Origin of the sequence: Flagellimonas amphidinii (genome assembly GCF_013090115.1) — a bacterium.
Taxonomy (GTDB): domain Bacteria; phylum Bacteroidota; class Bacteroidia; order Flavobacteriales; family Flavobacteriaceae; genus Flagellimonas; species Flagellimonas amphidinii.
On record NZ_JABFNN010000045.1, the window covers coordinates 135846 to 159255 of the forward strand.

General features: G+C 42.9%; 17 protein-coding genes. 9 read left to right on the forward strand and 8 right to left on the reverse strand.

What is annotated here, in order from left to right; genetic code table 11:
* The 3 genes from HJC33_RS17075 to agaR all read right to left on the reverse strand — a co-directional run bounded on the left by HJC33_RS17075 (nucleotide 1) and on the right by agaR (nucleotide 3361).
* On the reverse strand, nucleotides 1-948 hold the full coding sequence (locus HJC33_RS17075) for a carbohydrate kinase family protein (protein WP_171660055.1): 948 nt from the start codon (nucleotides 946-948) through the stop codon (nucleotides 1-3).
* Between the two features lie 21 nt (nucleotides 949-969).
* Nucleotides 970-2253 carry a class II D-tagatose-bisphosphate aldolase non-catalytic subunit gene (locus HJC33_RS17080; RefSeq protein WP_171660056.1) on the reverse strand — a complete coding sequence of 428 codons (1284 nt, stop codon included), beginning with the start codon at nucleotides 2251-2253 and terminating at the stop codon, nucleotides 970-972.
* 331 nt (nucleotides 2254-2584) lie between these two features.
* Nucleotides 2585-3361: a transcriptional repressor AgaR gene (agaR, locus tag HJC33_RS17085; protein WP_171660057.1), complete on the reverse strand. Its 777-nt coding sequence runs from the start codon at nucleotides 3359-3361 to the stop codon at nucleotides 2585-2587.
* A gap of 156 nt (nucleotides 3362-3517) precedes the next feature.
* Between agaR and HJC33_RS17090 the strand changes: the two genes are divergently transcribed.
* Nucleotides 3518-4681, forward strand: coding sequence for an SIS domain-containing protein (locus tag HJC33_RS17090; protein WP_246245594.1), 1164 nt, complete (start codon nucleotides 3518-3520; stop codon nucleotides 4679-4681).
* Between the two features lie 125 nt (nucleotides 4682-4806).
* Here the strand turns inward: HJC33_RS17090 and HJC33_RS17095 are convergent, their stop codons facing one another.
* From HJC33_RS17095 to HJC33_RS17115, 5 genes are all read right to left on the reverse strand, one after another.
* On the reverse strand, nucleotides 4807-6846 hold the full coding sequence (locus tag HJC33_RS17095; RefSeq protein ID WP_171660058.1) for a glycoside hydrolase family 36 protein: 2040 nt from the start codon (nucleotides 6844-6846) through the stop codon (nucleotides 4807-4809).
* Nucleotides 6843-7958, reverse strand: a complete 1116-nt coding sequence (locus HJC33_RS17100) for an amidohydrolase family protein (protein WP_171660059.1) — start codon at nucleotides 7956-7958, stop codon at nucleotides 6843-6845. Before HJC33_RS17100 ends, HJC33_RS17095 begins: the two co-directional genes overlap by 4 nt.
* A gap of 39 nt (nucleotides 7959-7997) precedes the next feature.
* Complete coding sequence (locus tag HJC33_RS17105) at nucleotides 7998-9647, reverse strand: PQQ-dependent sugar dehydrogenase (protein WP_171660060.1); 1650 nt, start codon at nucleotides 9645-9647, stop codon at nucleotides 7998-8000.
* 83 nt (nucleotides 9648-9730) lie between these two features.
* Nucleotides 9731-10939, reverse strand: a complete 1209-nt coding sequence (locus HJC33_RS17110; protein ID WP_171660061.1) for a hypothetical protein — start codon at nucleotides 10937-10939, stop codon at nucleotides 9731-9733.
* 5 nt (nucleotides 10940-10944) lie between these two features.
* Nucleotides 10945-12117, reverse strand: a complete 1173-nt coding sequence (locus HJC33_RS17115) for an Nramp family divalent metal transporter (protein WP_216366729.1) — start codon at nucleotides 12115-12117, stop codon at nucleotides 10945-10947.
* A 231-nt stretch (nucleotides 12118-12348) separates the two neighbouring features.
* Here HJC33_RS17115 and HJC33_RS17120 point away from each other — a divergent pair, with 231 nt between their 5' ends.
* The 8 genes from HJC33_RS17120 to HJC33_RS17155 all read left to right on the forward strand — a co-directional run bounded on the left by HJC33_RS17120 (nucleotide 12349) and on the right by HJC33_RS17155 (nucleotide 23403).
* On the forward strand, nucleotides 12349-13458 hold the full coding sequence (locus tag HJC33_RS17120; protein ID WP_171660063.1) for a M20 family metallopeptidase: 1110 nt from the start codon (nucleotides 12349-12351) through the stop codon (nucleotides 13456-13458).
* Nucleotides 13455-14495 carry an NAD-dependent epimerase/dehydratase family protein gene (locus HJC33_RS17125; protein ID WP_216366730.1) on the forward strand — a complete coding sequence of 347 codons (1041 nt, stop codon included), beginning with the start codon at nucleotides 13455-13457 and terminating at the stop codon, nucleotides 14493-14495. Before HJC33_RS17120 ends, HJC33_RS17125 begins: the two co-directional genes overlap by 4 nt.
* A 9-nt stretch (nucleotides 14496-14504) precedes the next feature.
* Nucleotides 14505-15560 carry a dihydrodipicolinate synthase family protein gene (locus tag HJC33_RS17130; protein WP_171660064.1) on the forward strand — a complete coding sequence of 352 codons (1056 nt, stop codon included), beginning with the start codon at nucleotides 14505-14507 and terminating at the stop codon, nucleotides 15558-15560.
* A gap of 6 nt (nucleotides 15561-15566) precedes the next feature.
* The gene (locus HJC33_RS17135; RefSeq protein ID WP_171660065.1) at nucleotides 15567-16457 is read left to right on the forward strand and encodes an EamA family transporter; all 891 of its coding nucleotides are present in this window, start codon (nucleotides 15567-15569) and stop codon (nucleotides 16455-16457) included.
* Between the two features lie 34 nt (nucleotides 16458-16491).
* Entirely contained in the window at nucleotides 16492-16872 is a 381-nt protein-coding gene (locus tag HJC33_RS17140) for a RidA family protein (protein WP_171660066.1), read from the forward strand.
* Between the two features lie 420 nt (nucleotides 16873-17292).
* Nucleotides 17293-20424 carry a SusC/RagA family TonB-linked outer membrane protein gene (locus HJC33_RS17145; protein ID WP_171660067.1) on the forward strand — a complete coding sequence of 1044 codons (3132 nt, stop codon included), beginning with the start codon at nucleotides 17293-17295 and terminating at the stop codon, nucleotides 20422-20424.
* A gap of 9 nt (nucleotides 20425-20433) precedes the next feature.
* Nucleotides 20434-21960, forward strand: coding sequence for a SusD/RagB family nutrient-binding outer membrane lipoprotein (locus tag HJC33_RS17150; RefSeq protein ID WP_171660068.1), 1527 nt, complete (start codon nucleotides 20434-20436; stop codon nucleotides 21958-21960).
* 195 nt (nucleotides 21961-22155) lie between these two features.
* Nucleotides 22156-23403 (forward strand): NAD(P)/FAD-dependent oxidoreductase, encoded by a 1248-nt coding sequence (locus HJC33_RS17155; protein WP_171660069.1) that lies wholly within the window; start codon nucleotides 22156-22158, stop codon nucleotides 23401-23403.
* Nucleotides 23404-23410 lie beyond the last annotated feature (7 nt).

Consider the following 23410-nt stretch of genomic DNA (forward strand, 5'->3'; position numbering starts at 1 on the left):
TTAAAGTTTATAATCGAATTTGCTATCCGCTACTTTTTGGATTTCCTCAAAATTGGTAAATGCGGTGGTTCCCCCGGGAACAGTAGTGTTAATGGCCCCCATAATGTTTCCGGTGGTTACACATTGTTCCAAATTTTTACCGTTTAGAAAATCATAGATAAAACCGGCATCAAAACTGTCTCCCGCGCCGATGCAATCGGCGATTGATTCATTTAAAAAAGCTGGTTTGGTAATCCGTTTTTCCTCTTGCCACAGGTGGGCGCCTTGCGTACCGTCCTTTATTACGACGACATTGGCATACTGTTGTATTTTTTCCAGGCCCGCTAAAATGGATTCGCTTTTGGTAATGTTCAAGAATTCTACCTTATTGGGCAAGAAAATGTCTATATGGGGCAAAAGCTTCCCAAGGTCTAGGTTCCACTTTTCCAAGGGGTCCCATTGCGGGTCCATAGAAGTGCTTAGGCCTAATTTTTTTGCCCGTTCAAAGAGATCGACTACCTTACTTTTTATGCTTTTCTGTAAAAAGATAGAGCTTAAGTGCAAGTGTTTCGCCGATAACAACATCGCGTTGGTAATATCGTTTGCGCTAAGGTGTTCCATTGCCCCGGGAAAGGTTACGTTGGCACGGTCCATTTCGTAGTTCATGACCATGGTCAGGCCAGTGGCATGCTTTTCGGATGAAATAACAAAACTGGTGTCCACGTTTTTGCGCACTAAGGAGGTTTTTATCAAATTAGAAAAACTGTCTTGGCCAATAAGGCCAGCAAAGGCTACCGATTTGCCCAAAGCACTTAAGTTGCTTGCAAAAATGGCAGAACTGCTGCCTAATGTAACCGTCATTTCATTTGCCAAAATTTCGGTACCCACCTTAGGAAAGCCTATGATATCATTAAGAATAATGTCAACATTCAATTCTCCTACCACTAAGACATCAAATTTTTTTTTCATGACCCAAAAGCGTTTTTAGTGTTAAGCTGGTTGTTCTGCCAAAAGATTTTCGTTTAGATCGATTAGATTAAAATTATAGTAATACTTGTCCATGGCTTTTTCAATTTTAGAAAGTACTATTTCTTCAGCCATGATGTCGTTATGGGCAAGGTTGGCATATAAGAGATTTCTTGCCACTTCTACCTCGGGTTTTTCCCAAATATAACGGCAACCTGTTTTGATAAGCCATTCTTGTCTAATGGGTGAATTGGCATAAAAGTCATTTGCATTTTCGGTATCTGAAAGCCATTTTTGCCACCTATTTGAATTAATTACCGCTTGCCATAATAGCTTTTTAAGGTTGGAAACCTTTGCGATTTTATTCTCGGCAAATAGTTCTTCTTCAATTTCAACAAGCTCAATAAGGCTTTCATATTCGCGCTCCGTATACTCTGGTCCAACATTTGCACCACCCATGCCGGATATGGGATAGTCTTGGGGGTTGGTTACGTTATCTGAGTAATGCCCTTTAATAACGCTGCCGTGGGTTTTAGCGATTTCAACAATTGTGGCCGCTACATTAGGGTCAAATTCCGTCGTATGCAAGTCTGTGCCCACTTTCCCCACAACAAAGCAGGGCCAGGTATCGGATATACCTGCTTGTGCCAGGCCAATTTTCAACAGTTCAAAAAACTGATTAAAGACATCAAGGTCTACCAAGCCGCCATGCACTTCTTCGGTACCTACTTCATAGGCAATTTTTCGAAGCCCCCTACTTTTCCTATAGTCCTCGCAATGCTTTATCAGTTCAACGGTACGTTCAGCAACATCGGCTATTTTAATTATTTCACCTTGCTTTAAGTTGATATCAATGGTGGGGTCTACATGAATAAGGTCATAGCCCGCATCAATTGCGGTCTCAAAAGATAGTTTTACCTCTTCCATGGCCTTTTCCAACGAAAGTTCTTCCTTACGGTGTTTATCCTTTAGCCAAGGTCCACCATGGTCAATTGCAATGATTATTGGTGATTGCAGGTTTATTGACCTTGCCTCTTGCCGAACAATTTTCACGAACTGATGGGGAGTTAATCCGGTATATCCACCATCCCTATCCACTTGGTTGAGTGTTGTGGCAAATTTTATTGGGGCATTGGCTCTTTTTGCTGATCGCAAAGCAGCCTTTATTACGGCTTTTGAATTAGGACAGGCGGCCAAAATAGTTCTTTTGGTTCCCGTTTGATGCGCAAGATTACCATTTATCTTTAATATGTATTCCATTAAAGATAAGCCTTGTTCATGTGCCTTTTGTCGTACTTCTAAGTTCATTTTGTATCGTTAAAATGTTTTTGTCAATATTGACATAATCAAATTACACGATACAAATATATTGAAATTAAATAAACTTTCGTATTATTTTTATACCACAATATAATCTTTCATTATATTTCGATTTAATAATTATTTTGATGGTTTTGAGGTAAATGGTTGAAATAAGATAATCCTGGCCAAGGTGCTTTTTTTAGCTGCGCGGGCATTACACTTTGGTGTTTTTTCAAATGTATTCAGATGTAGGTCTTAAATGTACAGCCCGAGGTGAGAGCCCCTGGGTTAAAACTCCTAATTCTTCTTGTTTTTAAAGCTGTTTGGTAATACTTATTTAGGCGGTTATTACCTTAATGTTCTGGTCGGCAAGCGCATTTTTATCCTCTTCGCTAATTCCTGAATCGGTTATGACCATATCAATTTTACTGGGGGGGCATATAAAAGCCAAACTTCTGCGTTTAAACTTGCTCGAATCTGCCACCAGAATAACCTCTTTAGAAATATCGATCATAATCTTGTTTAAGTGTGCTTCCTCTATGTTTGGAGTAAAGGCGCCTTCTTTGCAATCAAAGCCATCTACCCCTAAAAACAATTTGTCCACGTAAAAATTACGGATACTTTTTTCAGCAAGCGGGCCAACTAGGGAATGGGAGTTTTTTCGCATGATGCCACCAGGCACTATAATGCTGATATTTGGGTTTTTAATTAATTGATCGGCAATATTAAAGGCATTGGTTATTACATTTAGGGTATTTTCCGCAGCGATATTTTTGGCTATTTCCATAGTTGTGGTGCCCGAGTCCAAAATTATGGTTTCACCATTACTTATAAGCGTCGCGGCCTCTTTGCCGATCTTCATTTTTTCGGTGTAGTGCATTTTGTCTTTATCCGAAAGGTGGTAATCCGCCCCAACGGTATTTTCAACCAAGATGGCACCTCCTCTTGACCGAATCAATAATTTTTTTGATTCGAAAAGCTCAAGGTCGTTTCTGATGGTAACTTCACTTACATTAAATTGTTCGCTCAGTTCATGGACAAACACTTGACCGTTTTTCTCAAGTTGATTAAGTATTTTTTTTCTGCGTTCAACCGTAAGCCTTTTATTTTTCATTTCCTTGCCGATTAGAATGGCAATATAACAACATATATCTTTTTAAACACCCAAAGTGTTTAAATATTTTTAAACGAAACACAATACGAAATAAAAAATAAGTTTTATCTTTGATTAAGAAATGTTACGAAAGTAATTTTATTGAGCTAAAACAGTATGATGGATTATCTGAAGATAAAGGAGGCCGACTTGGTTAGATTAGGAGGAATAGATACGGCAAAAGAGATTTGTGGTCAACCTGAATTATGGCTTAAGGTGTACCAGAGCTTGGTGGATCAAAGAAAGCCTATGGGCAATTTTCTCAACGAAACCCTAGTTACGACCAAAAAAATAATTTTGACAGGTGCAGGCACAAGTGCCTACATAGGCCTGTCGATCGAGGGCTTTGTGCAACGTCATACGGGCATTACTACGGTGTCAGTACCTACCACCCATTTGGTTTCCCATCCACAAGATTATTTTGAAGCGGATGTACCTACCATATTATTTTCATTTGCAAGATCTGGAAACAGTCCAGAGAGTGTCGCCGCCGTAAAATTAGCGGACCAACATTGTGAAAACTGTATCCATCTTATTATCACCTGTAATGCCGATGGTAGTTTGGCCAATTACAATACAAAAGGCAAAAGAATGGTGTTTTTGCTGCCGCCGGAAGCAAATGATAAGAGTCTCGCGATGACGGGTAGTTATTCGGGCATGCTGCTATCGGCATTGCTTTTAGGAAATTATGGTGCCATTTTAGAAATGGAGTCCACCATTAATAGGGTGGCGAAATATGGCAATGTTCTTTTATCCCAAAAAACCACACTTATCAAGAAAATTGCCGAACTACCCTATAAACGTGCGGTATTTTTAGGTTCAGGGCCTCAATTTGGCACTGCGATGGAAGCACACCTAAAACTGCAAGAGCTAACAGATGGTGCCATTGTTTGCAAGAATGATTCATATTTGGGCTTTAGGCACGGCCCCAAGGCCGTAGTGGATGAGCACACTTTGTTGGTTTACTTCTTTTCGAACAAGGAAGAAGTGCTTCGTTATGAACGAGATTTGCTGGATAGCATGCAAAATGGCAAAAGACCTCTAGCACAAATAGGTGTTTGTGCAAAGGAATTGGATATTAAAACATTGGATGATCTTATTGTACTTGACAATAAGGTCGACAATGCTGCACCAATCGATGAGGCCTATTTAAGTGTAGTTACTGTGCTTTTAGGACAGCTTATAGGTTTTTATAAATCATTGGAACTCGGCTTACAACCCGATGCTCCTTCGGCCAGCGGAGCCATATCAAGAGTGGTAAAAGGGGTGGTTATTTATTGACCGACACACAAGGCTCCATAAAATTATTCCGGTATTTGTGTATGATTTTAGTAGTGCCAAGATGATAGTTGTGGGCATCTATTTTATGGTCTAAATGGCTTTTTGTTTCCCTTGTTTTTTGCAGACTACTTTTCAGCCACTTCAAGTAAAAAGAACTCTTTAAAATCTAAAGATACAACAAAATTATCCCCTTTGATTTCGCCCAGATCCTTTTGGTTAAAATAATCTTTTACGGTATATATTAAATCCGGGTTCAATCCCCTTAATGGAACTGGTCCCGTCCATTCCTTGGCATAAAAGGCATAATACATCTTTCCGTCTTTTCTAATGGCGTGCGATTCCGGTTTATGGTATCCTATATCGTATAAATCGCCCAAATACGTTCCTTTAGAGAGCATTAATTGGTTGTAGAGCGAGAACCACTTTTTCCACACAACTTCCTTTTCAGAAGTGAGTAGGCTTTTAGAGTTGGCTATCCTATCATTTTTTGGCCAAACAAATTTAGTGCCCAAAACGGCCCCAACACCGAACGAACTTGCAAAATCGTCACCATTGTCACTAAGTTCCACATGGTCACCATAATATGCGACCTGTGGCACCAGGGCATGGTAGGTTTTTCCTTTATGGCGGATCTGCCAACTGTTCAAGGGGTCAGAAGCCACGGCCTGGTTCATTGATGCCATATTGAAAAACGACATGCAGGTGCCACACGGACAGTTTTCAACAACGGCATAGGGTTTAATTTTATGGGCGAGGTCGTATAACATTTGAAAATATTGTGGAAGTCCCTCAAAAGAATCTTCAGGTCTTTTTAGACTATGATCAGGAGCAACCGCATTTAAATGCTGTCCATCCATTTTTAGGCCATCAAAACCCCATTCGTCCATAAACATTTTTACCGTTTCTTGGGTATGGGCAATGGTGCCGGTTTTGGTTGGAGAAAGGTAATGGGCATCCCACCAATTGATATATTGGGGTGCGCCATTTTTTTGGATGATCTTGGTTTCTGGCAGTTCTTTCAATATTTTACTATCGGGATCGGCCGCAAGCGGGGTCCACCAAATTTTAGCTTTGAGTCCGTAACCGTGTATTTTATCAACTATTGATTTAATCTCTTTGCCTCCCTTTGGAAATTTTTCAGGATTTGGCCTCCAATCGCCTTCAGCAGTTTGAAAACCATCGTCCAGAACGGCCCATTTAATGCCAAGTTCCTTTACTTTGGGCAAGGTGGCTAATAGTTCATTTGTGCTGAAATTTTTTCCGTAGCCCCATGCACACCAAATTGGCTCAAAGGCAGCAGGCTCGGGTTTGGCCATTTTAATACCCTTGGCCTGCATGAGATTTGAATACTTTCTAAGATTGTTAAAATAGTCCCCCTTGTCCATCGAAACAAAGGTTTCCAACGTTTGTAGGCTATCATTGGGTTTAAGTAGGGTACGTGTGTCAAAGGTTTTCAGCACCCCAATTTTTGCTTTTATAGGTTTTGATTCGACCAAAGTGGGTAGGCTTACGCGTTGGGGTTCGGTCGCAACATGTCCTATGGCAATATTGATGTCTTTTCGCCATATGGAGGTGACCGGAACGCCACCGCCATAATCGGTATCGTTCATGCCCATATAGTTTTTTTGGTAATAGCCCGCCCTTAGTGGTTTGATCCAATCATCGCGTTTTGACGACGAGCTACCCTGAAAGGCCCAGAACGGTGGACTGTCGTTTTGCCCGACTATTTCATAAGTGTTATTGGCATAATTCTCGACTACCACCGACCTATCCGATCTATTGGTATAGGTCACCCTTGTGGTAATTAAATTGCTGTAACCCTTGTAAGTACGTAGCTGTAGTTTTTTATCAATACTGCCTTTTTTGGACCTGTGCTGCCCATGGATAGTCCAGATTTTGCCAGATAATGGCCCCATAATAGAGTCCTCTTGAACCTTGATTACCTGAAATCCATAAATTGTTCCATCGTCAAGTTCAAGGGTTTCAGAGGGTTGATAATCAAGCATTAATGGTTTTGCTCCTTTTGCGCCGTTCGAAATTTTGGTATGCATTTGTGCATTGACCTCAAAGGTCAATTCGCCCGACCTTATACTTAAAGGAGTTTCTTCTTTTTGGGGTTGGCAACCAAGGACATATATGGCTAAAATAAGTACGATTCTGTTCATTGGTGATCCAATATCTTTTTAGCATTATCAGCATATATTTTTTTTAATACATGATCTTCAAGATTCAAGCCGTTAAGGGCCCACTGATAATTAAAAAGTCGGTGTTCGTAAAAATGTTCATCGGCCGTTTCCAAAATCCTAAAAGTGGTTTTATACATAAAAGATTTGTTGCCTAAATCAGTCCCATATAATAACCGGTCTTGGTATTTTTTATAAAATTTGGAAGCGGCTCTCGGTATTGGCCCTATTTCTGCAAAACGGGCAGATATGTCGGCATAGAGATTGTCGTAGTTGTCAAAAAGGTCTCCAAGAATATTTAGATCGTAGCTACAGTTGGCATAATGACAGGCGATAAATATGGTGTTCGGATTGTTTGCCACCGCTTCTTTAAGTGTTTCAACCAATTGGTCATGCGACAAAATATTAGGTCTGTCCTTGTCAATTCGCCAATATTTAGCATTCATAAGACCATCATTACGGGTATCTATGGGCTGGTACATCCATATAGGTTCTGCAACGTGCACATTAACTGGCATGCCCAGTTCACCGCAACGTTTTAACAAAGGCTGTATTCTTGGATCGTTGATGTGCAATCCTGGTGCTTTGGTGGGCCTTGAATACATGAGTCCTATTCCTTTGTCACCTAGTTCGCCTATTCCGCGAGCCCCTACTGCATAACAGCGTTCCAGTTCTTTGATGGCTTTTTGTGACCATCCAGTTTCGTTATAGCCTGTGTAGTCAAAACCGCACCAAACATCAAAACGCCCGTTGTACTTTGAATAAAGGTTATAAATACTGTCAAACGCCTTACCTGTCTGGTAACTTAAAATTATTGTTTTTTGAATGCCTAAGGAATCCATTCGTTCCACCCATTGCGCTATTTCATCCTCTGTTTTGGCATAGGCATGCGAATGCATATCAATGACCGGATATTTGGCCTTTGACACATGGTGTTTAGGAATATTGTAAATGGATTTTGGCTTGTATTTTTTTAGCAAAATGTCATCTTGGGCCCAAGCAGTTAATTGGGTAAATAGCAATGAACACAAAACTGCCAAAGCAGCGCGTGACCGTGTGCGAGAAAATCGGATTGTAAATATGGCTGTATACATTCTTTTAAATTTTGAGGTGAATTATGCTGATCCGGTCAGCTATTGGATACCTTGTACTCGGTACACCTTACCATCTGCTTTGGTGAAAACATAAATTTCACCCAGTTTTCCCAAACCATATTTAAGATCGGCCCGGTTGCTTTTGGTGGCTTCAATAAGGGTTGTGGGTGTATTGTTTATTTTAAGTTGCAGCTCTTCAATACGGCCTGTTTTTAAATTCCCCAAGAAAATTCTTCCAGTAGGGATATCGCCAAAAAGGTATTTTTTTTCGGTTTCAAGGTCTTTGATTAAAAAGCCTCCGCTGATCGCCGCACCCTCGTCGTGGTCGTATTGTAGAATGGGATCCACTATGGTGTCCGTCTTTTGCTCTTCGGGAACCGAATAAATGTGGTTGAAATTTCCTTTGGGATCAAATAAAAAAGTACCTTCCCTAAACGGCCATCCATGGTAAGCACCCGGTTCAACAAGATTGAGCTCCTCAATATTGGCCTGACCAATGTCTGAAGCTAATATGCGGTTTTTGTCGTACCAACTAATTCTATTTGGGTTACGAAAACCATATGCCCATAGTTCTCCTAAAAAACCGAGGCGGCCTACAAACGGATTGTCTTTCGGAATACTGTAGTTGCCATTTTTTGAATTTCTGCCCAAGGGATCAATCCTTAGAATGCCTCCCCAGGGTGCACTGCCATTATGGGTGGCGATATAGGGGTGCCCCACCTGTACTGAGCCGCCATCTCCCAACCCTATGTACAGTTTGCCGTAATCTGCATCGCCAGGCATGCTATGGGGATTAAAAACTATTTCCTGCATACCATGTGAATCTGCCTTTACTTCAATACGTACAATTTCGCGCATACTGCCTTTAAAGGTCAATGTGTTTTTATTGCTGCATTTCCATTCGGTTACCACCCATTGTAGTTTGGCTTTTGCCTTTTGGGGAAGTGGAAAATCAGCTATGGCCGATTTTGGCTTTTCTGTATGCGAGGTATAAAAAAGTCCATTTTCCTCAAAGTCGGGGTGAAAGGCAAAGCTGCCAAAACCAGTTGCCAGACCCGTTCTTGAAACAAAATTTGGAAAATAGGAGGCCATATTGAGGTAAACCGAAGGTGTCCCGTTTCCCATTTTCCATAAGATTCCTCTAAGGTCGTTTATATAGAGAAATTCGCCCAATGGCCCAGCGCGCAGGGTATTGATGCGCGTATAGGGCAGCGTGTCATGCGAGGCCGGTATTTGGCCCACATAGTTTAGGTTTAGGCTGAGGTTTGATAAGGCTATCCGGGCTTCTATAGGGTTTCTAATGATGTTTCTTCCGTTGTCCTCCTGTTCGTCCGGTTTTTTTTCGTGCGTATTTAAAAAAGCCAATAGCGCTTCGACCTCTTTTTCATGTAAATGCCCAAAACTGGGCATCATCGTTACATATTTCGCCTTTAGCATTTTTCCCCGATCATCATCACCATTTAATACGTCTTTGGGTGATTTTAAGAAGCGTTTGATCCAATTTTTGTTGACCACTTGGGTTATGCCTGCCAAATTGGGTCCTATCCCATCTTGTTCAAAGCCATGACAGGCGGTACATTGTTGTTCAAACAGCTTTGCTCCTTGAACAATATCTTGTTTTTGTTCACTATAGTCGCTATTGGTAGGTTTTTGATCATTTTTGCAAGCCATTGCTCCAAAGAACAACATGCATAAAAGCATGTTTCGGGAGCATGTTCGCCCTATGCCGACCATGGTTATGAATATTGGTGAATACCTTTTTTTATGCGCTATCATTGCTTCTTAATAGTTATGGTTACAGGATGTTGCATACGTGTTTTAAGTTTGGTGATGTAAGTGGTGAGGGAATCGGTATGCCCTGCCACAAAGTAAAGGTTGTCTTCATAATACCTGCTGCCAGCCGGTAGCTTCGTATTTTCTTCATTAATAAGTCTGCGGTTCCAGTAGCGACCACCATCACCCACGGCGGTAATTTTAGTATGGGGTTCAAAAAGTGGCGAATCGTTGCCGCTAAGGGAATGATTATCATAAACCAGACGTATACAGCCAAGATGGTATTTTTTAACATGGTTACTAAAAGCTAGCCAAGGTGCATTTGCGGCAATTGGTGTTTCTTTCAAATCATGAAAAGTATTTTTTTTGTAAAGGGGCAATTTTTCAATGGTATCCCCCTTTGGAAAATGGATATGGGTAAATAGGCTGTCGAGGGTCATTTCATCATTTCGCAGCAAAAAGAGTTCTATTTCGTCTTTCATGGTCATTTCAGAGGTAAATCTGAAAAAAGGAAGGCCTGCGAAAAAGGTGTACTTGGCTTTTAGTACAATTTCAGGGTAGTCTTGCACTGAACCGGATTTTTCAATAGTCACCATTAGTGGGCCGACTTTTTCTCTGGCATTGTGGTTATTTAGGTGTCCTAGGGTTCGATACGGGCGTCCTTTGGCCTGAAAATTGGGTGCCCAATGCATATTGATGTTCTTTCTTTTAAAAAGAAGGTCATTTTGGTCTTTTGGGTGCAGCGTTTTTAACTGCCCACCATATAAAGGGGCCCCCTCATTGGGTTTGTTCGCTGTAAAATCGGCTAAAAAGTATTTATTTTCAATACTCAATCCATTGCCATGGTCCACGGTAACCATACGATCTGCAAATGTGGCGTTGCCCTGATAAAGCGTATAGGAATCGGTTGTGTTGGCTTCAATTTGAATGGGAAAAATGGCTTTGATAGTAAAGTCTTTCCCTGTAGAATCAATACCAACTATTTGCCCTGGCACGCGGCCTTTACCGTTATCGATAACAAAGTTTTTATTCTCAAGCTTGGGCATGCGCCATTCCAATTCAATATACTCAAGTTCGCGGCTTATCCCTACGGGTTCGGTAACCGAAAATTCAAGGACAGCCCCTTGTTTGCAGCTACTGATCAGGAGCATAAAAAGAACTAAAAGAATCCCTTGATGGTTTGGAATTTGTTTTTTTATTGATCTCATAGGGTTTAGCCAAAAAAGAGGTAGTTAATACTATAGATGGACATTGCACAGAGCAGCAAAAGGCCCAACAGTCCAAAAATGGTGGTATACAATGAATTTCTTAGGGTTTTGTCTATTAGACGGGTGCCCGAAAAAATAATGATGACCGCAGCGATCAAGGGCACCACAAGAATAGTGACCCCTTGGGCAAATATAATAAGCTGCAACGGCAGTTTTCCAAAAATCAGGGCAATGGCGGCCCCAATAAGGATAACCAAAATAATGAAGCTCCTAACCCGCCATTCACTCAGTTTACTGCGTCCAAAAAAAGTATCCGATAAAATAACGCCACCTATGGTCGCATTTCCGATCATCGAAGAGAATGAGGCCGCAAAAAGCCCCACCATAAACATCGTAGCGGCCCAAGACCCAAATAAGGGTTCCAAGGCCTTGCCCAGGTCCGATGGGCTGTTGACCACTATTTGGTTTTGGTGCAAGACAGCCGAGGCACAGCACATGACCAAAGAGGAAAGGAGTCCAAGGGTAATTATTCCGGTTCTACCTTCGGCCAACGGAATTGACTTTGACGTTTTTTTCCAATTCTTCTCGCGAACCAAATACGACTGGTAAAAGGCCCCAACAATTGAGAAACTCGATGCCGTAAGTGTAATGATCAAGTAATCCGATCCCGAAGGTATGGACGGTAAAAACCCTTTTATAATAGATAAGAGGTTGGGAGCGGCCGCTACTAGGGTGCAAAAAAAACACAGCAACATGATCGTGACAAGGGCAATCATCAGCCGTTCCAATATTTTATAAAATTGCTTAAAAAATAACAGTATAATGCTCACGGCCGAAAAAAAGGATATCCAGAACCAAAGAGACAACCCCGAAAGTTCGGCAAACGAAACGCTTGCGCCAATGGTGTTCCCCGCCTGAAAGGAAGCCGTGATCAAAAAAATACACACCCCGCACAAGAGCGCCAAAAAAGGATGTATTTCCAATTTAATATGCTGAATGAGCGAGCTTTTTTGATGCAGTCCAATGCGGGTGGCCATTGCCGTGAAGACCAACATAAATAACGTGGCAAATAAAATCACCCATAACAATGAAAATCCGTAGGAAGCACCTAATTTGGTACTTATGGTAAGGCTTCCCGGGCCAAACACAAGGGCGGCGGTTACGATACCGGGGCCCAAGGTTCGGAAAATTGATTTTTTTTGGCGAAACGGTAAAAAACTATTCACGACGAACTCAAAAGTTATGTGTGGTCACAAATATAATCAAATAATAAGGTTGTAAAAGTTTCATATGTAATTTTGTATATTTAATCTTTCGAAAAAAAATAAAATAATTTATATTTGCTTTGTATTTAATCGCAGGATTCAATTTTTAAAACCCATTGGGTTTCGTTCGCCAAAGATTAGCAGATGGATGTTATTGAACTAAGTCAAAAATTAATACAATTCGACACAAGAGTACCCAAGGGGAACGAAGGTCAGGCAGCCTTATTTCTGGGTGGCATTCTTGAGGCGAACGGTTTTGAAGTTGACTATCCTGAATTTGCCAAGGGCCGGTTGAACCTAGTGGCTTCAAAAGGCTTGGGCGATGTACCTCCCCTTGTGTTTACTGGGCATTTTGATGTGGTTCCATTAGGTGATGCCAAATGGTCAGTTAACCCTTTCGGTGGCTCAATACACAATGGTAAACTCTATGGCCGGGGAGCTTCTGACATGAAGGCAGCGGTAGCTGCCATGGTTTGTGCGGCAACCTCCTGTGCTGAAGACATGTTGCCAAAGGGTGGTATTAAACTTTTGATTACCGCTAATGAAGAATTGGGCTGCCTAGGGGCAAAGGCCCTGCGTGATTCAGGTTACCATATAGGCGGTGCCAGTGCATTGGTTGTGGGAGAGCCAACATCCAACCAGCCTCTTTTGGGCCACAAGGGCGGGTTGTACCTTAAGGCAACAACCCATGGCAAAACGGCCCATTCCTCTACACCACATTTGGGCGATAATGCCATATATAAGGCGGCAAAAGCCGTATTGAAATTGGACGGGCTGGAATTTGCAGTGGCCGAGGATGGGTTGCTGGGGCACCCCACCATAAATGTTGGAAAGTTTCAAGGAGGTCAAAATTTGAACTCGGTGCCGGATTATGCCCAATTCACCATTGATGTCCGTACAACCCCCAAGTTGCCCAACCATAAGGCCTTGACCTATTTGCAATCCGTTTTGGGGAAGGAGGTGGAGTTGGAAAAACTGGTCGATTTGGATCCGGTAACCAGCAATGCACAGGATCCATTTATAAAACGGGTAGTGCGGCTTTGCAACGGTGCCCACAAAGGGGAAGCTGCGGCCCCATATTTGACCGATGCTTCGGTAATTACACCCTGGTTGGGCAATGTGCCCACGGTAATTTTAGGCCCGGGCGAGGCGCAAATGGCGCATAAAACCGATGAGTACTGTGCCATCGACAAGATTCTTGAATCCGTAGCACTGTATAAAGCAATAATCAAAGCACATAATATACAAGAATGATGTTGGATGCCGTTTCCCATTTTGAGAATGAAGCACAGCTAGAAGAAGCATTGTCCCAACCAAGCGAAGCCTTGATCGCCTTTTTTGGTAAGCTCAAGGGCGATATCATGCTGTTGGGCGTAGCCGGTAAAATGGGCCTTTCTATGGCGCGAATGGCCAAAAGGGCCGTTGAAGCCTCCGGGGTCCACCGCAAAGTGTACGGGGTATCGCGTTTTAGCAATCCAAGTGCAATAAGCTATCTCGAGCAAATAGGGGTTGTGGTTATCAAGGGCGATTTATTGGATAGGACCTTTTTGAACGCCCTGCCCAATGCCAAAAACATTATTTATCTGGCAGGAATGAAATTTGGAACCGAGGGTAACCAAGCTATCACATGGGCCATGAATGCCTATCTGCCGGGCCTTGTTGCCGATCGTTTTAGGGCTTCACGAATTGTGGCACTTTCCACGGGCTGTGTGTACCCATTGGTAAGCCATACCTCTGGGGGGTCAAGGGAAATGGACAAGGCCGAACCTGTTGGCGAATATGCCCAGTCCTGTTTGGGCCGCGAACGGCTTTTTGAATACGGAAGCAGAACCTATGGGACACGAACTGTTCTGATACGGCTCAACTATGCAGTGGAAATGCGTTATGGCGTATTGGTAGATATTGCCACAAAAGTATATAACAAACTTCCTGTGGATGTTACCATGGGGTATGTAAACCTAATATGGCAAGGCGATGCCAATGATCAAATTTTGCAGGCACTGGCCTACTGCGAGTCGCCCGTAGGTTATTTGAACATCAGTGGCCCGGAGACCTTATCGGTTGCCGCCTTGGCCAAAAGGCTGGCTGATTTGATGGGGATAGATGTCTTGTATTCCGGGAAAGCTTTAGATTCCGCCTTGCTCAGCAACACCACCAAGAGTCAAGAATTGTTTGGTTTGCCAAGCATCGGAATTGACAAGGTGCTGTCTTGGACGGCAAAATGGATTTCTGAAAACAAACCCCTGTTGGGTAAGGCGACCCATTTTGAGGTGCGCGATGGTAAATATTAAATCTAGGATATGGGCATATATTTAACACCTGATAAAAGAAAAAAACTACAGGAAGGCATGGTAATACCTGCTCACCCAACTGCATTGACCAAAAAATTACTGTTGGATGAAAAAAGACAACGGGCCTTGTCGCGTTATTATCTTGAAAGTGGAGTGGGCGGCCTGGCAATAGGCGTACATACAAGTCAATTTGAAATTCGCGAAGCCGGACTCCAAAAGGCTATTTTTGAGTTGGGAAAGGAAGAGGAAAAGGCTTTTGTTCAAAAAACCAGTAAAGAAGTGCTTATGGTAGCCGGTGTCATGGGCAATACTAAGCAAGCCAGGGCCGAGGCCACTATGGCTGCCGATTTGGGCTACGATGCCGTATTGCTTTGCCTGGCCGGACTAGCAGAAAAAGACACAAAGGTCTTAGTGACCCATTGCCATGAAATAGCCCAAATTATTCCGGTCATAGGTTTTTATTTACAGCCCTCGGTTGGAGGTATGCCGCTTGGGGTAGATTTTTGGCGTGAATTTGCGAGTATCGAAAACGTGGTGGCCATAAAAATGGCCCCTTTTGATCGGTACAAGACCTTGGATGTGGTTCACGGGGTAGTGGCATCAGGCAGATCAAAAGAGGTAGCTCTTTATACAGGTAATGATGACAATATTGTGCCCGACTTGCTCACTACCTATGAAATTCCGTGCGGTGGCACAATTGTCAAAAAGGAAATTGTTGGCGGCCTATTAGGGCATTGGGCCGTTTGGACGAAGAAGGCGGTGGCTATTTTTAATGAGATAAAAACAAAAAAGGAACCCAATATCACCGCACTGTTGACAAAAGGCATCCAAATTACGGATGCAAATGCCGCATTTTTTGATGCGAAAAACAAATTTAAGGGCTCTATTGCCGGTATTCATGAGGTGTTGATTCGTCAAGGTTTCTTAGAGGCCAACTATACGCTAAATCCCAATGAAAAATTGAGTCCGGGACAAAAAGAGGAAATAGATCGGGTGTATGCCGCATATCCTGATTTGAATGATGATGCATTTGTGTCTGAAAATATAGAACGCTGGTTAAACTAAAAAGCTATGGGCAGTAAAAAAAAACTATGGTTGATGTATGCCGTTACGGCAATGTTATTTTGGGGTGTATGGGGTGCTTTTACAGGTCTTCCCGCGGAAAATGGATTTCCGGATACCTTAATTTATTGCGTATGGGCGATAACCATGATTATTCCAGCACTATTTGTATTGCAGCGATCTGGTTGGAAAATCGAAACGGATTCCAGATCGATATACTACGGAATGATCATTGGTCTTCTAGGTGCGGGCGGGCAAATGATTCTTTTTTATGCCGTGACCATAGGTCCTACATATTTGATATTTCCTATCATATCCCTTTCCCCCATCGTGACCATAGCACTTTCAATTGTCATGCTTAAAGAGCGTACTGGGCTATGGGGCGGTTTGGGCATTGTTTTGGCATTAATCTCCTTGCCTCTTTTTGAATATGGAGGTGATGAATTGGCCGGTAACAATTCGGGGCATGGGTCCTTATGGTTTATTTTAGCCCTTTTGGTTTTGCTGGCGTGGGGCGTGCAGGCCTATTTTATGAAGTTGGCCAACAACAGCATGGGAGCGGAAAGCATTTTCTTTTACATGACAGTGACCGGTCTGATCCTTATACCTGTCGCTCTGGGGATGACGGATTTTTCCCAAGAGATCAATTGGGGTTTTAAAGGTCCGTATATGACCGCAATTATTCAGGTGTTAAATGCCATTGGCGCACTTTTTTTGGTATATGCCTTTAGGTATGGCAAGGCCATAGTGGTATCGCCTTTGACCAATGCCGGCGCTCCACTTATGACCGCTATAATTTCGCTACTTTTCTTAGGTATGGTTCCTGGTATTTTTAAAATAGGTGGTATTCTATTGGCTTTGGCAGCTGCCTTTTTATTGGCACGTTCTAGTGAGGAGTGAAAATATAATTGATAAAGGAATCAATTTTGAGTATATGAAAAGAGTAATAAATACACCTAACGCCCCTGCTCCCATCGGACCTTACAATCAGGCTGTTTTTAGTGGGGAAACCTTGTACATTTCAGGGCAAATCCCCATGAATCCAGAAACTGGTGAGCTGATAAAAGGAGATTTACAAAAAGAAACGATGCAATCTATGGAGAACCTAAGGGCAATTCTCGAAGAAGCCGGACTTTCTTTTGAGCATGTGGTAAAGGCCTCAATCTTTATTACGGATATGAATGCATTTGGTATGGTCAACGAGGTCTATGCCTCATATTTTGACCCAAATACTGCCCCAGCCCGCGAAACAATAGAGGTTGCCAATCTGCCTATGTTTGTTAATGTGGAGATTTCTATGGTCGCAGTAAAATAATTTAAATAAAAGGTATGGAATAAACGTTTCATTTCCTTTAGTTTTAAAACCTAAAAGCTATCCTTAATTTGTGGTTTTTAGGTTTTTTTCTACCCATTTGTGCCGTATTTAGGCATGTATACCTAATTCTTGCATCTGTTTTTTTATTATATCTCTTCAGTTGAAATTATTGTGGACTTATTGGGCATGAGTCTGTTACGAGATAATAATTATGTTTGGATAATATGTTTCATATTATTATTGATTTTCACTAAAAAAGAGCATGTATTTTGTGAATAATAATAATAAGAAAATAAATTAACTAAAAAATTACGATAAAAACTTGTTTATACTTTATATGTTATTATATTGCAAAATAAAATGAAAGATTTGTTAAATTTTTAAAGCAAATATTTTGCTTTCGACCAAAATCAAACATTAATGAAAAACTATTTATTTATTCTTTTTTTCAGTCTTTGTTTTGCGTTTTCACACGCGCAAGAAAGGACTGTTTCTGGAACGGTTACAGCAGATGGCCTGCCGTTGTCCGGAGTGAACGTTATTGTTGTGGGACGCAGTGCCGGTACCATGACGGATTTTGATGGAAACTATGAAATCAAGGTTTCAGGAGACGATACGTCTTTGGAATTTTCATATTTGGGTTTTGAGACCCAGGTAGTGACCATCGGCGATCGCAGCCAAATTGACGTGGAAATGATCGAATCGAGCACTAAGCTAGACGAAGTGGTGGTTACTGCCTTGGGAATCGAGCGGGAAAAAAAGGCCTTGGGGTATTCTGCCCAGGAAATTTCCGGGGAATCCTTGGTCGAGGCTCGTGAAGTAAGTGTCGCCAATTCCCTAAAGGGAAAAGTGGCTGGGGTTTTTGTAGCCTCGGGTTCTGGCGGGGTAGGCGGGTCCACCTTTGTTCAAATCCGGGGAAGCAGTTCATTAAGCGGAAACAACCAACCACTATATGTAATAGATGGGATTCCCATGAGCAATGACAACCTAAACCAGACCAACATCTTTGCCGGAAGGGATTTTGGGGACGGCATCAAGGACCTTAATGCCGATGATATTGAGAGTATTTCGGTATTAAAGGGGCCCAATGCAGCAGCCCTTTATGGTACAAGGGGCGCCAACGGTGTTATCTTGATTACGACCAAAAAATCAAAAAAGAATCAGAGCCTGGGCATTACCTATAATTCAAATGCCACCTTGGAAACCATTAACGTAATACCCAAGTTCCAAAACTCCTATGGTTCGGGCTATGGCGATACCTTTGGATTTGCCACCACTACTTATGAAGGGGTTGAATACCCGGTACAAGGTGGCGGTGTTGACAACTGGGGCGGCAAATTTGACGATCGTTTGATTATTATAAACAGCATGCGCGATCTGGGTCCCGTTCCCTATTCCGCCCAACCCGCGGACAATGTCAGGGATTTTTACCAAACCGGCTCTACGTTCACCAATTCCCTGGCGGTTGACGGGGGAACGGAAAAAGTGAACTACAGGGTTTCCGCCTCTTTGTTAAAAAGTAATGGGGTTATCCCCAATATGACTTTCGATCGCCAAACATTTACTGCGGTTCTAGGAGCCAATGTAACTGACAAGTTGCGCATTGAGACAAAGGCCAACTACATCCAGACCGGTGCCAATAATAGGCCAATAGTAGGTGTGTCATCAGGAAGGAATGTGGCCGCTGCCCTTAATTTGGTACCCCGTAATATTGACCTGGACTGGCTGGCACAGAACGGTGGGCGTAACGAGGACGGCAGCTACCGGAATTGGCGTAACGGATCCCCCACCAATCCCTATTGGTTGATCAATGAGGTAACCAGTGAAGACAGCCGTAATCGTTTTATTGGATACCTTTCCGCTAATTACAAGTTGGCCCCTTGGCTAAACATTATGGGTAGGGTTGGTAGCGATTCGTATGTGGAAACCCAAAGACAACAATACAGCCAGGGCACCCCGGGCAGCGCCTATATTAATGGTCGCTTGGATTTTAATACCTACAAGGTAAACGAGCTCAACGTAGACGGCCTGCTTACGGCCAGTGGATCCCTGTCGGAAGCTTTTACCGGTTCGCTTTCCTTAGGTGCCAGCCAATACAAAAGACGCTGGGAAAAATCGGCCACCGTGGCCCGGAACATGAACATCCCGGACCTGTATACGGTAGAAAATGCCGATCTGGTAATCCCTACCTATGACCTGGTACGTCGCGAAATCCAATCGGTATATGCTACAGGGCAATTGGGCTATAAAAACCATACCTTTCTTGACCTATCGGTAAGGAATGACTGGTCAAGTACCCTCGGGGAAGGCAACTATTCGTTTATGTACCCTTCGGCCAGTATTAGCCACGTACTTTCCGACGCCTATCACTTTAATCCCGATGTATTTAGCTTTGTCAAGCTGCGCGCTTCCTATGCCCAAGCAGGAAACGATGCCGCCCCATACCAGACAAAAGGCGGCTATACGGTAAATCCCAACGAATTCAACGGTAACCGTTTCGCCCAGATAAATGGCAGCGTACCCGCCACCGACTTAAAGAACGAGTTAACGACCTCTTTTGAGGTGGGCGCGGATCTTCGGCTGTTCAAAAACCGGGTGGGCATCGACTTTACCTATTACAATTCACGTACCGAAAACCAAATCCTGTCGATCGGCCTGTCCGGATCCACCGGCTTTGATGGCTTATACCTTAATGCCGGGGAAGTTTCAAATAAGGGAATAGAGGTACTGCTTTCCCTCACCCCCATTCAAATTAAGGATTCCTTTAAATGGGTGGCCGATATCAACTTCTCAAAAAACAAATCCAATATCGAGAGTTTGGTAGACGGAATTGACCGCTACAATTTCATTAGTGTGGGGGTAGCAAGCATCATCGCAGAACCCGGTTCGCCATATGGCAGTATCCTGGGCTATAAGTACAAGCGTAGCCCTGATGGCGATTTGGTAGTCAATGCCGCTGGAACGCGCTATGTGCGTGAAGACGACCTTTCGATCTTGGGAAATATACAACCCGATTGGCTTGCGGGGATCACCAACACTTTCTCCTATAAAGGGCTGTCTTTAAGCGCGCTTTTGGATATAAGAATGGGTGGCGAACTGTTCTCTTGGAGCCGATACGACCAAAACGGTAAGGGAACCGGAGTCTGGACCAATAACAGGGAAAATCTCACTATTGAGGGAGTCATTGATAACGGGGACGGCACCTACACGCCATCTGTTCAGGAAAACGTACTGGGCCAGGACTATTGGGCAGGTAGGACCTGGGGCAGCATTACAGAAGAGTTTATCATGGACGCTTCCTACGTAACCCTTCGCGAAATAAATCTTGGCTATACTTTTGGTTCCGCAATTTTGGATAGAACCCCTTTTGATTCTGCGAAAATATCATTGGTTGGGCGTAATATCGCTTACTTGTACCGCGATTCGCGTCTCGAGGAAATGGGCATTGCCCCTGGAACCGCTTTTTCACCTACCGCTGCGGCCCAAGGATACGAATCCTTTTCTATGCCAACAACCCGAAGTCTGGGTATGAACCTTACATTAAAATTTTAACGCTTAGACATGATGACACTAAAAACTTTTACAAAAAAAGCTTTCCTGACGACCATTTTTTTGGTCGGGATCTCCTTGGGATCTTGTACAGATCATTTTGATGAACTAAACACGAACCCCAAATTGATTACCGATGACGATATCAAGGTGGAATTGCTCATGACCCGTGCCCTTAAGACCGCTATTTTTGATATGCTGAACACCGACCGTATGGGCGAGTTTTCAACCTTTATCAAAAGAGGGGACTCCAATAACATATTAATTGTTATTGACATTACGGCACCATTTGATGACTACACGGAGCAATTGGCCAATCTTGCGGCCATAATACGCCTTACTTCCGATGACCCAAGCCTAAAGCATCAAAATGCCATGGCCCGCATTCTAAGGGTATGGGTATATCACCGTATTACGGATAGCTATGGCGATGTTCCCTACTCGGAAGTGGCAACATCCTTTGACGATATTACCGTATACCCGGCCTATGACACCCAAGAGTCCATTTACCAGGATTTTTTCAAGGAGTTGGAAGAAGCCATGGCTGATCTGCAAGCAGGAGGAGATCAGGAAAGTTATGGCACAGCGGATATCCTTTTTGAAGGGGATACCGATTCTTGGGCACGGTTTGCGAATTCCCTTCGCTTGCGCCTTGCCTTGCGGGTGCGCTATGCGGACAATGCACTGGCACAGGCCCAAGTTACCAAAGCCCTGAACAGCCCGCTAATTGATGCCAACGAGCTCAATGCCACACTGATTACCGAAGGAGAGGATGCCACCTACCTTACCAATACCAACCCGCTGTACCAAATGGTGGTCAATGGGGATATCGGTTCCGGTTCTTCCGTATCCGCGGGATTTACCCTTGTTGAGAAACTGGAGCGTACCGATGACCCCCGACTTAGCATTTACCTGGAACCCAATGACGATGGGGACTTCGTTGGTGGGCTGATTAACCTTACCCCGGAACAGGCCTCGGAATATCCGGCTCGAGCCAAATGGCACCCCAATTTTCGGGAAGCGGTCTATGACTTTAACCTGATCCAGGCCTCTGAGGTACACTTACTTTTAGCGGAAGCTGCCTTGGCCGGACTCGCCGGAGGAGATGCGAACACCTATTACCGAGACGGAATTACCCTGTCAATGGAGCAATACGGTGTAGAAGCTACCGAGATCGATACCTTTCTTTCTGGACCCTATGGAACCCTCAGCGGTTCGGATGAGGAACAACTGGAGATGATCATTGACCAAAAATACTTGGCACTCTTCAGAGATCCTTATGAGGTTTTTGCAGAACATAGAAGAACAGGGTATCCAAGGGTATGGATCGGCGATCAGCCAGGGTCGGATACAGATGGTGGTCTTCCGAGAAGGTTGACTTATCCCTTATTGGAATACAGTTTAAATCCAAGCGTGGAACTTGCGGCAAGTCGCCTCTCGAATGGTGATAAATTTACTTCAAGATTCTGGTGGGATGCCAAACCCGGCCTGCCTTTTTCGCATCCGGAACAGGGTATTTTTCCCCCTTATGGGGAATAAGGGTTTATCCCCCGTTTAAGATTAAAAAGTAGTTTTGAGTAGTTAGTTTGAGTTAGTTGATTGCCGGGATTGTGTATGTTGAGATGCTTATGCAATTCCGGTTTTATTTCATTTTATACTCATAAATTTCAAATACTTAGTATTATTGTTTCGAAATATTTCGAAACAGATATGTTAAAGTCTAACATACTAAATATGGATGGCGATAAATATGATGTAGTTGTTGTTGGCGGCGGTGTAATAGGCCTATTTTGTGCATATTATAATGCCTTGCAAGGAAAAACTGTTTTGGTTTTGGAAAAAGATAAGGTGATGAAGTCATGTTCTTATGGCAATTGCGGTTTGGTCAGTCCCAGTCATGCTTTACCCCTAAACAGTCCGCAGCAATTAATAAAAGCATTCAAATGGCTTTTTCAAAAAGATGCCCCCTTTTTTATTCATCCGCAATGGAATAAAGATTTTATTGCTTGGATGTTCGGATTTGCAAAAGTTTCGCTATCCAAAAAACAGATAGCCTTAAGTATGAATGGTAGGGACGCACTTTTAAAATCCAGTAGAAACTTGTACAATGCTATTTTTAGCCAAGAGGATTGGCATTGTAATTGGTCTACAAGCGGTATTCATTTTGTCTACCATAATAAAAAAAAGTTTCAGGCCTACGCCAAGAATAACGAAGAGCTGTCCAAAATAGACCTTGGGGCCCAACCCATGGTAGGAGAGGAGCTCTACCAAAGTGAACCTTGTTTAACTGATTATGCCTATGGTTCATGGTACTATCCTATGGATGCTTCATTAAACCCTGGTGAATTGCTCACAAGCTTATTGGCACAGTTAAAAGAAATGGGGGTGCGTATAATTGAAAATTGTGGGGTTAAGGACTGGTTGACTTCAAAGAATATAGTGCAAGGGGTGCGGGTCAAAGAAAATGAATTTTATGGCAATAATGTAGTCGTGGCAACAGGCAGCATGTCTCCCAAACTGGTAAAAGATTTAAAACTGGGTCTGTCCATTATACCAGGTAAAGGTTATAGTATTACCATGAAATCGCCAGAGATAAAACCAAAATGCCCTATTATATTCGATGAGCATAAGGTGGTGGCAACACCATGGAAAGATAGTTATCGCTTAGGTGGTACAATGGAATTTTCTGGTTATGACACATCTTTAAATCAAAGACGGATAGGAAACCTAAAAAAAGTGGCCGCTAGATATCTAAAAGAACCATATACCAATGAGCAAGTTTCAAAATGGTATGGTTGGCGACCAATGACCCCAAACGGCCTACCTATAATTGATAAATCTCCGGCGTATTCGAACCTTTACTTGGCTTGTGGTCATAATATGTTGGGCTTGAGCATGGCTCCCGCAACAGGAAAATTGATTTCTGAAATGATTGAAGGACAAAAAGGTCATATAAACAACCTGCCGTATAGCATAAATTAAACTGGAT

What these genes read in the sequence shown, in the direction of transcription:
- HJC33_RS17140 (WP_171660066.1), top strand. Translation starts at nt 16,492, where the DNA reads ATGAAAAGAGTAATAAATACACCTAACGCCCCTGCTCCCATCGGACCT.
- HJC33_RS17090 (WP_246245594.1), top strand. Translation starts at nt 3,518, where the DNA reads ATGATGGATTATCTGAAGATAAAGGAGGCCGACTTGGTTAGATTAGGA.
- HJC33_RS17075 (WP_171660055.1), bottom strand. Translation starts at nt 948, where the DNA reads ATGAAAAAAAAATTTGATGTCTTAGTGGTAGGAGAATTGAATGTTGAC.
- agaR (WP_171660057.1), bottom strand. Translation starts at nt 3,361, where the DNA reads ATGAAAAATAAAAGGCTTACGGTTGAACGCAGAAAAAAAATACTTAAT.
- HJC33_RS17120 (WP_171660063.1), top strand. Translation starts at nt 12,349, where the DNA reads ATGGATGTTATTGAACTAAGTCAAAAATTAATACAATTCGACACAAGA.
- HJC33_RS17125 (WP_216366730.1), top strand. Translation starts at nt 13,455, where the DNA reads ATGATGTTGGATGCCGTTTCCCATTTTGAGAATGAAGCACAGCTAGAA.
- HJC33_RS17145 (WP_171660067.1), top strand. Translation starts at nt 17,293, where the DNA reads ATGAAAAACTATTTATTTATTCTTTTTTTCAGTCTTTGTTTTGCGTTT.
- HJC33_RS17155 (WP_171660069.1), top strand. Translation starts at nt 22,156, where the DNA reads ATGGATGGCGATAAATATGATGTAGTTGTTGTTGGCGGCGGTGTAATA.
- HJC33_RS17135 (WP_171660065.1), top strand. Translation starts at nt 15,567, where the DNA reads ATGGGCAGTAAAAAAAAACTATGGTTGATGTATGCCGTTACGGCAATG.
- HJC33_RS17095 (WP_171660058.1), bottom strand. Translation starts at nt 6,846, where the DNA reads ATGAACAGAATCGTACTTATTTTAGCCATATATGTCCTTGGTTGCCAA.
- HJC33_RS17100 (WP_171660059.1), bottom strand. Translation starts at nt 7,958, where the DNA reads ATGTATACAGCCATATTTACAATCCGATTTTCTCGCACACGGTCACGC.
- HJC33_RS17150 (WP_171660068.1), top strand. Translation starts at nt 20,434, where the DNA reads ATGATGACACTAAAAACTTTTACAAAAAAAGCTTTCCTGACGACCATT.
- HJC33_RS17130 (WP_171660064.1), top strand. Translation starts at nt 14,505, where the DNA reads ATGGGCATATATTTAACACCTGATAAAAGAAAAAAACTACAGGAAGGC.
- HJC33_RS17110 (WP_171660061.1), bottom strand. Translation starts at nt 10,939, where the DNA reads ATGAGATCAATAAAAAAACAAATTCCAAACCATCAAGGGATTCTTTTA.
- HJC33_RS17080 (WP_171660056.1), bottom strand. Translation starts at nt 2,253, where the DNA reads ATGAACTTAGAAGTACGACAAAAGGCACATGAACAAGGCTTATCTTTA.
- HJC33_RS17105 (WP_171660060.1), bottom strand. Translation starts at nt 9,647, where the DNA reads ATGTTGTTCTTTGGAGCAATGGCTTGCAAAAATGATCAAAAACCTACC.